This is a genomic window from Enterococcus diestrammenae (assembly GCF_049384045.1).
Lineage (GTDB): Bacteria > Bacillota > Bacilli > Lactobacillales > Enterococcaceae > Enterococcus_C > Enterococcus_C diestrammenae.
Genome location: NZ_JBMRGR010000015.1, coordinates 20,733 through 31,674 on the forward strand (window position 1 = coordinate 20,733; position 10,942 = coordinate 31,674).

The following is a 10,942-nucleotide window of genomic DNA, read 5'->3' on the forward strand; positions in this document are numbered from 1 at the left end:
TTTGGTCCCGCAGTGTTCTCTGGGGAAGACTAAATAAAGTTCAATGGTTCGTTATCAATAGAAATCAGCAAGCCTTGTCGTTGGGCCAGCTGACTATCTTCTAGCAAGGCTTTCAAAGCCGGTTGCAAGTGTGGCTCGCGTTTGTATTTGATAATCAGTTGGTAATAATACCGATTCTTCACCCTGGCAATCGTGCCCGGTGTCGGTCCCAGCATCACCGCTTGCGGACTCAGCTCCGTCGCCAAATCGCGAGCAATGGCAAAAATCTTGCGGGCGGCTTCTTGTTCTTCTTGGTGGCTGACGGTAATCTTTACCGTGTAAAAATACGGTGGGTAGCCGCTGCGATGCCGCATCGCCATCTCTTGGCGATAAAAAGCTTCGTAGTCCTGACGTTGGGCCAACAGGATGGCGTAGTGTTCGGGATTGAAGGTTTGAATCACCACTTCACCAGGCTTTTGCGCTCGACCAGCCCGACCACTGACCTGTGTCAACAGTTGGAAGGTCCGTTCGCTGGCCCGAAAGTCTGGCAAGTTCAAAGCGGTATCAGCATTTAGCACGCCCACTAAGGTAATATCAGGAAAATCTAATCCTTTAGCAATCATCTGGGTGCCTAGCAGGATATCGGCTTTTTTCTCACCAAACGCCTTGAGAATCCGTTCGTGGGCGCCTTTTTTGCGGGTAGTATCCACATCCATCCGCAAAATCCGCGCTTCAGGGAAAATCCCGGAAAGCTCTTCTTCAACTTTTTGCGTGCCGGTACCGTAATAACGAATCTTGCGACTGCCACACTCCGGACAAGTCTGGGGAATCCCCTCTTCATGGCCACAATAATGACAGCGCAGTTTTTTGACATCCATGTGTAGCGTCAAGGAAATATCACAGTTAGGACATCCCACCACGTGACCACAATCCCGACACATCATAAAGCTGGAATAACCCCGACGATTTAATAACAAGACAATCTGTTCTCCGTGAGCCAGCCGGTCCGCGATTTTTTCTTTTAGAACTAAGGAAAAATTCCCAGGATTTTTCTTAGCATATTCATCTTTCATGTCCACCACTTCAACTGATGGCAAAGCTGCTTCAGGATTGGCTCGCTGACTCAAAGGCAGCAAGGTGTAGACTTTTTTTTGTGCTCGGGCCCGGGATTCCAAAGAAGGGGTAGCACTACCCAATACCACAGGGCAATGATGGTATTCACCACGCCAAATCGCTAAATCTCGTGCATGATAACGGGGGGTCTCATCTTGTTTATAGGTGGCTTCGTGCTCTTCATCCACGATAATCAGCCCGATATTTTCTAGCGGGGCAAAAATCGCTGAACGAGCCCCCACCACCACTTGAGCTTCTCCTCGCTCGATTTTCCGCCATTCATCGTATTTTTCACCTTGGGACAGGCCGCTATGAAGCACCGCCACTGCGTCTCCTAGACGGCTCTTAAAGCGCTCCACCATCTGCGGCGTCAAAGCGATTTCCGGTACTAACATAATCGCAGTTTTACCATGATCTAGTACCTCGGCGATACTTTGCAGATAGACTTCTGTCTTACCTGAGCCAGTGATGCCTTCTAGTAAAAAGGTCTCTGAACGTTCGCTTTTAGCGGCTGCCAAGATGGCTTCGGTGGCTGCCAATTGTTCGGGATTCAAGGCTAGCGCTGTGGTGGTTGCAAATTCCCGATTGGCAAAAGGATCACGATAGGTTTCCACTTCGGTATACCGCAACCAACCATCTGTGGCCCCTTGGTTTAAAGTGGCATTGCTGATACCAGCATCAGTGTAATGTTTTACCGGCAGCGCTGCATCTCCTGCCGCCAACAACAAGTCCACCAACTGTTCTTTGCGTTTGGACCCTGCTCGTAGTTGTGATTTAATCTCCTCTGCTTGTTCGGGTGTGGTGATTAAAGATGCCACCAAACGCATCATCTTGATCTTGTTCTTTTTATTGACTTGGTAACGAATTTCCGCCCCTCCGGCTTGCCGTAAACGCAACAAAGTCGGCAACAAGCCGGTGGTTTCCGCTTGTTGCCAGTCGATTTCGGGAACCTCACCGGCCTCAGCTGCCAGCAAATTAGCGGCAATACCGGCTGCTTGGGCTTGGGCCACATCGGTGATTCGGATAAATTTTTGATACTCCGCCTTCATCACCGCCGGCAGCATCGTTTGTAAACAAGTAATTTTGAAGGCAAAGGTCTGTTCTTTCATGTAATCAGCCAATGCCAAAAGTTCCGTATTTAACACTGGGGCGAGGTCCAACACCCGAGTAATATCCTTCAAGGGCGCATCGGTTTCCGGATCGGCGACAATAGCCATCACAAAACCTTGGATATGGCGATTACCGTTACCAAAAGGGACTTCCACCCGCATCCCCACTTGTACCAGCTGAGTCAGCTCCGGCGGGATATGGTAAGTAAAAGGTTGGTCCGTCTGCATCGCCGGCACATCCACGATTACTTTGGCAAATTCTTGCATTTGACGAATCATCCTTTCTCTTTCATGAAGTCAGCCTGGCTTTTAGCTTGAAGAGCCCCTCCGACTTCACCGTCTATGTTTGTCATCGAAGGTCCTCCGATACAAATTCTTCCATATTATACCGAAAAAAAAGGCATTTGTCTGTAGGGGGTGCCGGATGACCAGTGGGGCTTTAGGGAAGTTTAGGGAACTGACGGGGGAAAAGGACTGGTGGGAAGCGGGGGAGGCTTGGGCGGGAAATTGCAGTATAGTTCAAATTTGAGGGGAAAATTGGCTTGTTTCTAGGGAGAAACACAAGTAAATCTGATTGTCAAAAATTATCATAAGAAGATTAGCAATTATTCACTAGAAAATTGAACAATCTCCTTTCTAATGTTAAAATCAGGTAAACTTTTTAATGATAGAGGTGAGTTATAGTGGCTTATAAAGAAATTAAACGATTTAAATATATGAGAAAAGACCCCAAAGTGGAATTTACATCACGATTTCACTCCCCTTCCGCGATGAAAACCGGCTTTTACATCTCACCGATTAACAACGGCGTCAAACTTAAGCGTATCACCAATGAGTTATGGGCCAACAACATTCCAGAGATTACCTCTTTAATAAATAATATCCAGAAGGTGTCCCGGCAATTGTTAGCCTTTGAATTGGACCTTACCGAGAACCGCTACCATGAGTTTTTGGATTTTCTGTTAATCGAAGAAATGCAAGCAACCAATGAATACGAAGGTGTGAAAAGTACCCGACAAGAGCTCAAAGAAGCCCTGGATTCACTAAATGATAAGAAAGCCCGCCATCGGTTTAAAGGCCTTTCCCTTTTATATAAGAAAATCGGTAGTGGTCATTCCAGCAGAATCACCTCACCAGAAACAGTAAGAGCAATCTATAATGAGTTGGTTGCTGACGAAGTTGAGGACGAGGCAACAATCGAAGCAGATGCCTTATTCAGACAAGATAAAGTAATGATTGGTGATGATTTCGCCACGGTTCATGTAGGGGAAGACCCAGAGAAAATCGAAGAACAACTACAGATCATGCTGGATTTTTTGAATCTGGAAGATCTGAATTTCCCCTCGTTGGTCAGAGTGCTGCTCTCTCATTATATGTTTGAATATATCCACCCTTTTTATGATGGCAATGGCCGCGTTGGCAGGTATTTATTAGCGAATTATCTGGGTTTTGAACTGGATGTTTTTTCAAGCTTACTCATGTCCAGTAGTACTGTTGCTAATCGAAAAGCCTACGAGAAAGCCTTTGTCATTACTTCAGATCAAGAAAATTATGCTGAAGGGACGTTTTTTGTCCTGAACTTGTTGGAACTGCTGTATGAGGCGCAAGAGAAGATTGCGTATTTGCTAAACCGAAGTCAGCTGGAAACGAAAAGGGCTGTGAATTTTATTAAAGAGGCCCAGCTTTCAGACTTTGAGGAAAAAGTATTTTGGCTCTACTACGATCATGCAGTTTATGGCAGTAGCGTCAAAAGTCTTACTAGAAAAGATATCCATTCCCACTTTGAAGAAGGAGCTTGGTCGGAGCATAAACAAAGGAAAGCCGAGAATTTGTTAGAGGGTCAAGGATTTATCGAAAGAGTTGGCGAACGACCGGCTAAATTCCGCTTAAGTCCCGCTTTCCAGAATAGGTTAGAGAAAAAAACAGATAGTGAATAGCAAGAGGTGGATTTCTAGTAGTTCGACTCTCCGGTAAAACTAGAAATTTTAGGTATAGTGATAATTCAAAAGGAAATAGTGGATTTGTTGTTAGAATAAGAACTTTTAAAAAGGGTCACCACTCGCTTCTAGGAAAAGAAACAAGTGGTGTCCCTTTTGAACTAAACTTGGCAAGACCACGAGTCTATTTAATCTGGCAATTGATTGTACAAATCCCCTAAGATTTCTTCGTGCATCTCAGTAGCGGTGTCGTAGCCTTTCACCGCCAAATAAATGGCCAATTCTCGTTTTGAAACAGTTGTGCTAGCGTCAACGGGTGAAGCTCCCTTTTCGTGTTGTTTCAAAAAAACTTTTCTATCAGCTTTTTCATGTTCAATCATGTCTTTCTCATTCATTGCTAGTCTCCTTTCAACCATCAACTTTTCTTTACTGCCAAAGTAGCATATCCATACACGGAGGTCTACCTCTCTCAAAAGCACTAGTTTAGTAACTGTTTTAATCTCAACTATCCGGTTTAAACACTCAAAAAGCCCAACTGCACGCACACAGTTGGGCTTCATCATCTTCTTACATCTTATGTTCGTCGCGGATTTTCTTTTCCATTTCTTTTTGATCCCGTTCTTGTTGGGCTTTCTTTTCTTCCTCTTCCATCTTGATCCGAGCACGTTTGATTTCTGGATGAGGATCGTTGATGACTGTTTCAGCTTCGATTTCTTCTAAAGCTTGGCCGACAGATTTCACTGAATCAAAACTTTCAACAGTTGGTTTCGCACCGGCATCCAGTTCGTGAGCCCGCTTGGAAGCAAGAATCACCAAGGAATATTTTGAATTGACACGATCTAATAATTTATCGATGGACGGTTTTAGCATCATAAGTCTTACATCTCCTCTAACATTTTGATATATTTTCCGATGACTCGGTCGACGCGAAAGTGTTCACTGGCGATGATATCTTTGATGCGTTCCACCGCTTTTGGCACCTCATCGTTAACCACTGCATAGTCATACAAGGCCATCATCTCAATCTCTTCGCGAGCGACTTTCATCCGTTCTTCGATGATTTCCATCGCATCGGTGCCACGATTGACAATCCGATTTTTCAATTCATGCAAATCTGGCGGGGTCAAGAAAATAAAGACGCCATCTGGCACTTTTTCTTTCACCTGGCGAGCGCCTTGGACTTCAATCTCCAAGAAAACATCCTTGCCTTGATCCAAGGTTTTTTGTACGTAAGACAGCGGGGTCCCATAATAATTACCGACATACTCGGCATATTCCAGCATCTCACCAGCTTCAATCAGCGCTTCAAATTCCTCTCTGGTACGGAAATAATAATCCACACCCTCGACTTCTCCCTTTCGCATCGGACGGGTAGTCATGGAAATCGAATATTCAAATTCATTGTCATCACTCTCAAAAATCGCCTTTCTGACAGTGCCTTTACCCACTCCGGAAGGCCCGGACAAGACGATCAATAACCCTCGATCTGACATGTTTACTTCCTTTCTCGTTGGGGACGCCCCGACGACGGTTCGGAAAATAAAAAAACCGGCTCGCCACCGAAAACTACACACAAAGTCCCAGTCTATCTTTTCGTCTATTTTGCACTTTTTTCGCGAAAGTTTCAAGTAAGACTTACACTTTCTCGTGAATTCTTTAGGATTTAGGGAAAAATAATCCCGCCCCAGACTGTTCTTTCTCCGAGATATCGCACCTAAATTGCGCAAGAGCCTGATCAAAAAAATCTGACCCGCCACTTTCGGTAGTCCTCCGAAGCTGGCGGGTCAACTCAGTTAAAAGCCCATGTTCGATAGCGTATTAATGACGTTACGAAGCTCATCTTTCCGATTTTGAGCTTCTTCCAAGGGATCGGTAACCCGTTCGACATCGATGCGGGCGATTAATGAGCGGCGCATGGTGACGTAGGTGTCATTGACTAACAAGCGAATCTCTTCGTCGGTAATCTGAGCGCAAGCATCTTGCCAAGCCTCATAAGGATCTTTTTCAGAAGGCACCGTCCGCTTAATCACCGATCGTCCACTGATACCGTGGAAAGTAATATCATAATAGTTCATTTGTTTGCCACCTTTCTTGTGGCGGGTGCTAGTTGCCGCCTTGATACTTTCATTATAGCCGTCTGTAGCTACTTTGGGAAAATATCCGACTGCTAATTTAGTGATGAAAAGTTGGTGGTCGCGTTATTCCACGTTTTGGACTTGTTCCCGGATTTTTTCCACGGTGGTTTTCATTTGGACTACCAATTCTTTGATTTCGATGGCCCCAGATTTCGAGCCGATGGTATTGATTTCCCGGTTCATTTCTTGAATCAAGAAATCCAACTCCCGGCCCACGGGTTCTTCTTTGGTTACTAGTTGGTCGAATTTTTTCAGATGAATCGCCAGTCGATCCAACTCCTCATGGATATCTCCCCGTTCCAATAACAAAGCCATCTCCGTCAGCAAACGTTCCTGATCCACGCTGCTACCCAAGTAGTCCTGCAATTTTTGTTGGAAACGAGCGCTGAATTCCGCTTCATACACCGTGACAAATTCCGACAATTGCGTCAGGGCAGCCCCGATAACTTGACGATTAGCCACCATCACAGCTTCTAAGCCTGCCCCTTCAATCAGGCGAGAAGCAGCATTTTGGCCACAAGCTTCCGTCACTGCTGCTAACAACAGCCCCGCTAGACTCTCATCTGTTTGCTCTTGTTCGGTAATCTCCACAAAATCTGGCAACGTCACCACCTGCTGGATAATCTGAGAAACTGGTAAATCCGTCGCGCCATATTTGGCAGCGCCGACTTGCAATTGCGTCACCAGTTGATCGATCAACCCCCAATGAATCGCCACCTTTTTCCCTTCATCGCTGGTTTCTTTGATGGTGATAAAGACCTCCACCCGCCCCCGAGGTAACGTGTCCTTGATGATTTGGCGAATCTGGGTCTCGTAGGCGTTCACTTGCTTGGGACTACGAATCTGAATATCTAAAAAACGATGGTTGACGCTTTTGATCTCGACCGTGACGCTATAATGCCCATTGACTTGGGTACTTTCCCCAAAGCCCGTCATACTTTTCAACATTTGACTTCCACCTTTTATTTTTGATTGCTAGTGACTTCGTGGTTCCTTCTAACTACCTACATTTTTTCGATGGCTTCTTTTAAGGCGGCAAATTCTTCGTTAGACAAGGTTACCCCTTTGCCCATCTTCTCATGGTCTGGCGCCCAGTCACGGATATCAAACTTCGCCGGACGACCATTCCAACTCACGAGGTTAAATTCTTTGCGCCAGCCTTTGGGATTTTCTGATAAAACAGCAATTTCTTCTAAAATTTCATAGGAAAATTCTTGTGCCATGTTAGCCTCCATTCTGCGTTTCCCGGCATCAAACCGGAACGACAAGTTTATTCTTCTGATGTTTCTGTCTCAGTGGTAGCGGTCAACTCCTGCAAAAAGGCCCCAGCCACAGCTGTGATCGGTGTTAATTCTAGCAATCGCCGAGAAACCTCGACCTTGGCTTCAAAACTACGGCGCCAATACAGCAGTTGACGGGTATCTGAAAAGGCCACTAATCGTTCTCGGTATTGGTGAAGCCATTCCCCCACTGAAAGTACAGCTCCCACTGGCTCGGTTTGGGCCCGACAAGCTTTGGCCAACTCGGTAACAAACGCTTCAGCTGGATAAATAACTTCTGGTGGGATATTCAATAACATCCCCCCATATTCAGCCAAGGTCAAGCCCGCCGTTTCAAAGGCGACTTTAACCCCTAGACCGCGGCGCAGCTTTTGCCAAAAACTGCGGTCTTTGATGATTTGCCACAAAGGACTATCGGCTTTTTGATGGCGCCGAACAAATGCCAACCAAGCTTTTTGAAAGAAGGCAGTTTGGGCCTGCTCAAAGGTATACCAATGTCCGGCATAGCGACCGAAATATTTCAGCGTTTCCAAGTAACCCAACTGGTAATTGACCCGAGAACGCTCTGGATCAAATACCAAAAAGCTTCCCAATGTCCAAGGAGAATCAAAGGTAACTTTCGCTACCCCCGCAGGAATTGGCGTCCGTTTGACAAAACCTGGACCCTCTACATCCACCACAATCAACTCGGTGGCTCCTTGTTTCAAAGCGACATCTTCAGGCAAATTATTACGGTAGCCGCCATCCATATAGTATTCGCCGTTGATTTCTTTGGCTTTCATAGCGGGATAAAAGGAAGCAGAAGCGATTAACCAATCCAATTGTTCCACGACTTTTGTCTTATCGAAATGAATGACCGTCTCATTAAAGTCTGGCAAATGAGTAGCACAGACGAAGAGTTCAGCCGGATTTTCCTGCATTTTTTCAACCTTCAAAGCTTGATGAATCAATTTTTCTAAAGGCTCGGTACTGGCCCCATTGTCTCGTAGCGCAGTTACCGCCAAAGAACGCACCTGTTGCAATAACAAGCTCAAACTCGTATTGTCAGCGGCGGCTTGCGGAAATTGCAAGACTTGATCGGTACTGATGTCCAACCATAGTTGCTTGGCTGCGGGGACATCTCCTACCAACAGTAAGCCACCATTTAGCGCCCCCACTGAGGTACCGGTGATCAACTCAGCAGTAATCTCCAACTCTTTAAGGGCTTGCCAAACGCCGATTTGGTAGCCACCGCGAGCCCCACCGCCACCAAGGACGATACCCGTGTGATAGCTAAGTGTCTTCTCAAATCCTCGAGCAGTCTCGACATAACCCTGCTTGGCTAGCCACTCTCGGTTACTTTCAGTGGTTTCAAAAGCCAACCGTAGTTCTCTCACAAAACGCCTGCGAGCCACAGCTTCCAAAAGCGTCAGCAAGGTCCTCCAAGTCAAATCTTCCTCCTCAGACAATAACTCTTCCCGAGGTGCTGCCAGGAAATTCGTCACCGTCAGTCGCTCCCGCAACGTCTCTTCTGCTGCTAAATAAAATTTACGCCCTCCTTGTACCAACTGATAGGCACTGCCGGCTTTGACTGCCGCCAGTAACTGTTCCCGTCCACGAGAATGGCTGCCATAAAAGGGCAACAACAGGCGACTTTTCTGAAAAGTCGCATCTGTCACCAAAAAATCACTAGGATAAAGTTTCTCAATCTGCAAATGGGTCCCCCCTATTTCCTCATTTCTGACAAAAACAACGGTTAGGAACAGAAACTCAGCCATCATTGTTGCAGTTTTTGATGAGGCTTTGCTGTCCCACGCGCTCCTATCTTTCGCCAGAATATTCTTATTAAGTATACCATGCAGCAGGCTCCCCTTAAAAAATCCGGCTTCCATCCTTTGCAAAGGAGTGGTCGAGCCCATTTATGAAGACAAGTATCGCTAGACTAAAACCGTCTGACATGATTGATCCCAGCCTTTCCTCAAAGCTCCGATATTTTTTAACGACCTTTATTCGCTGTCACCTGGCGTCACTAGTTCACCAGAAGCTTGCCAACGAGTCAATAAATGTCTCAGCAATTTTTCCTCCAACTTTGCTTCGCCGAACGTTGGCATCTTATCTTTTTTTGTCAAACCTTCTTGTAGGAACTGGATTGCTTTGATATCGTCTTTTTCCACCACTTTGGCGTGAAGCGCTTTTAGGCGAAAAGTGCCCATCAACGGCTGTTGCAACAGTTGTTGCAGCCGAGGGGTTTGCCAGAGGGTAGCAATCCGAGGATCAGTGGGCGCTAGCAAACATAACAATCCCATCAGCTCTCCTGCGATGGCCCCTTGATAGTGAGGAAACGCGATTTGCTCCTTTTTACTCCACAAATCTTCCAATAAATCCCGCGCCGCTTCCAACCGCCCTTCGTCCATTAAACGATTGACCCGCATCAGTTCTTGCTGGGTATTAAGGTAGGTATATTGGGGAACCGGCGGCACCAGGGCAAAAAGTTCGTCGGGCATCTCCGTGTAAGTCACCCCTTTTGCGGAGAGTTGATTGATCGCCAAGCCATTGTAGAGGATGCGTTGGTTATTTGAACTTTGCCCGGCCAACTGAATCGTACGGGCATCATTGTATTGCATCGGCAAGCCATTGGTGACAACCATCAAAATACCAACAAAAACAAAAGTCAGCCCAAAAAGCGAACTACTCCCTAACATCAGCCAAACCAAAAAACTCGCCACAGCATTGGCCAAAACCCCGCCCCAAAGGTAACGTCTATAGGGAAACCCCACTTCTCGGTATGCCGGTGGCGCCATCAAGCACTGCCCGCCAGTACCGGCGACAGCATACTGCGTCACTTGTAGCTTTCCTTGGTCATTTTTCGCAATTAGCAGATTCATGATGCGAAAACTGACAAAGCGATAACCGCTGAAAAGCCCCATCACCAAATGCCCTAACTCATGAATGATAATCTGTAAGAAAAACGAAACCAGCAGTGCTAAGCTAACCAAAACAAGGTCCTTGATCAGCTGATCTGGATCTAGATTTCCGACAAGCACTGAGCTATCTGCCCCACCTGCCAGCAGACCTCCCCCAAAACCAATCACTGCCGCCACCACTAAAATCGGTAAAAACTTTTTCATAGATGCCTCCTATTATTCGTCAAACAACCCCGTGACCCATTTTTCTTCAAGTATAACAGCTTTTTCATCGTAAAATGACGAGTTTTCAGAATCCTCTGTAAAAAACCTAGCGAGAAGCAAGCCTTTCAGCTTAAGAATCAAAGCAAAGCTAGGCGAAAGATTTCTGAGGACATGATTTATTGACTGGATAAGCGATCCCCCGCGGATGATTAAACCGGCAAGAATTGCTACCAACAAGGTTTGCTATCCGTAAGATACGCGAAGGCCAGCTAGTTTTATCTA

General features: G+C 46.1%; 10 protein-coding genes. 1 reads left to right on the forward strand and 9 read right to left on the reverse strand.

The features are described 5' to 3' along the window. Positions 1–29: 29 nt before the first annotated feature. Positions 30–2,468 (reverse strand): primosomal protein N', encoded by a 2,439-nt coding sequence (priA, locus tag ACO03U_RS10555; RefSeq protein WP_204687089.1) that lies wholly within the window; start codon positions 2,466–2,468, stop codon positions 30–32. A 416-nt stretch (positions 2,469–2,884) separates the two neighbouring features. On the opposite strand from priA, the gene ACO03U_RS10560 reads away from it, so the two are divergent. Next, on the forward strand, positions 2,885–4,138 hold the full coding sequence (locus ACO03U_RS10560; RefSeq protein WP_204687059.1) for a Fic family protein: 1,254 nt from the start codon (positions 2,885–2,887) through the stop codon (positions 4,136–4,138). A gap of 188 nt (positions 4,139–4,326) precedes the next feature. On the opposite strand, the gene ACO03U_RS10565 is transcribed toward ACO03U_RS10560, so the two are convergent. The 8 genes from ACO03U_RS10565 to ACO03U_RS10600 form a co-directional block, all read right to left on the reverse strand. Then, positions 4,327–4,533 (reverse strand): hypothetical protein, encoded by a 207-nt coding sequence (locus ACO03U_RS10565; protein WP_204687060.1) that lies wholly within the window; start codon positions 4,531–4,533, stop codon positions 4,327–4,329. Between the two features lie 172 nt (positions 4,534–4,705). Beyond that, a complete protein-coding gene (gene rpoZ, locus ACO03U_RS10570; protein WP_161869731.1) occupies positions 4,706–5,011 on the reverse strand; it encodes a DNA-directed RNA polymerase subunit omega in 306 nt (101 codons plus the stop codon). A 5-nt stretch (positions 5,012–5,016) separates the two neighbouring features. Beyond that, positions 5,017–5,631 carry a guanylate kinase gene (gene gmk, locus ACO03U_RS10575; protein WP_161869730.1) on the reverse strand — a complete coding sequence of 205 codons (615 nt, stop codon included), beginning with the start codon at positions 5,629–5,631 and terminating at the stop codon, positions 5,017–5,019. Positions 5,632–5,931: 300 nt separating this feature from the next. Further along, positions 5,932–6,213, reverse strand: a complete 282-nt coding sequence (locus tag ACO03U_RS10580) for a hypothetical protein (RefSeq protein WP_161869729.1) — start codon at positions 6,211–6,213, stop codon at positions 5,932–5,934. A gap of 123 nt (positions 6,214–6,336) precedes the next feature. After that, positions 6,337–7,218: a YicC/YloC family endoribonuclease gene (locus ACO03U_RS10585; protein WP_204687090.1), complete on the reverse strand. Its 882-nt coding sequence runs from the start codon at positions 7,216–7,218 to the stop codon at positions 6,337–6,339. A 59-nt stretch (positions 7,219–7,277) separates the two neighbouring features. Next, positions 7,278–7,496 (reverse strand): YdbC family protein, encoded by a 219-nt coding sequence (locus ACO03U_RS10590; RefSeq protein ID WP_204687061.1) that lies wholly within the window; start codon positions 7,494–7,496, stop codon positions 7,278–7,280. A 47-nt stretch (positions 7,497–7,543) separates the two neighbouring features. After that, positions 7,544–9,247, reverse strand: coding sequence for a patatin-like phospholipase family protein (locus ACO03U_RS10595; protein ID WP_204687062.1), 1,704 nt, complete (start codon positions 9,245–9,247; stop codon positions 7,544–7,546). 291 nt (positions 9,248–9,538) lie between these two features. Continuing rightward, positions 9,539–10,660, reverse strand: coding sequence for a hypothetical protein (locus ACO03U_RS10600; protein ID WP_204687063.1), 1,122 nt, complete (start codon positions 10,658–10,660; stop codon positions 9,539–9,541). Positions 10,661–10,942: the final 282 nt, after the last annotated feature.

Excerpts from the sequence above, each read along its gene's own strand:
- priA (WP_204687089.1), bottom strand. The coding sequence starts at position 2,468 with ATGCAAGAATTTGCCAAAGTAATCGTGGATGTGCCGGCGATGCAGACG.
- ACO03U_RS10565 (WP_204687060.1), bottom strand. The coding sequence starts at position 4,533 with ATGAATGAGAAAGACATGATTGAACATGAAAAAGCTGATAGAAAAGTT.
- rpoZ (WP_161869731.1), bottom strand. The coding sequence starts at position 5,011 with ATGATGCTAAAACCGTCCATCGATAAATTATTAGATCGTGTCAATTCA.
- gmk (WP_161869730.1), bottom strand. The coding sequence starts at position 5,631 with ATGTCAGATCGAGGGTTATTGATCGTCTTGTCCGGGCCTTCCGGAGTG.
- ACO03U_RS10580 (WP_161869729.1), bottom strand. The coding sequence starts at position 6,213 with ATGAACTATTATGATATTACTTTCCACGGTATCAGTGGACGATCGGTG.
- ACO03U_RS10590 (WP_204687061.1), bottom strand. The coding sequence starts at position 7,496 with ATGGCACAAGAATTTTCCTATGAAATTTTAGAAGAAATTGCTGTTTTA.
- ACO03U_RS10600 (WP_204687063.1), bottom strand. The coding sequence starts at position 10,660 with ATGAAAAAGTTTTTACCGATTTTAGTGGTGGCGGCAGTGATTGGTTTT.